This is a genomic window from Massilia sp. 01N410 (assembly GCF_056399665.1).
The window spans coordinates 1-410 of record NZ_JBFTRV010000081.1; the positions used below are offsets into that span (position 1 = coordinate 1).

The 410-nt window shown below is 60.7% G+C and carries 1 pseudogene; it reads left to right on the forward strand.

The features are described from left to right. A pseudogene (locus AC1DOP_RS27340) lies at positions 1-410 on the forward strand (aminopeptidase); the annotation flags it as partial.

A 410-nucleotide genomic window follows, 5' to 3' on the forward strand; every position in this document is an offset into this window, starting at 1 on the left:
GGTGCTGGGCCGCGAACTGTTCGACTTCGCCTTCCGCGAATACGCGCGCCGCTGGAAGTTCAAGCGTCCGACCCCGGCCGACTTCTTCCGCACCATGGAAGACGCTTCCGGCACGGACCTCGACTGGTTCTGGCGCGGCTGGTTCTACACTACCGATCACGTGGACGTGAGCGTAGACGGCATCAGCGAGTACACGATCGGCACCAAGGATCCGGAAATCGAGAAGAAGTGGAAGAAATCCCTGAAGGACCAGGAGCCGGTGTCGATCACCGACCAGCGCAACAAGGGCACGCTGGAGCGCCGCGTCGATGCGCATCCTGAACTCAAGGACTTCTACAACGAGCACGACGACTTCACGGTCACCAACAAGGACCGCAACAAGTACAACGAGGCGATGGAAGGCCTGGAGG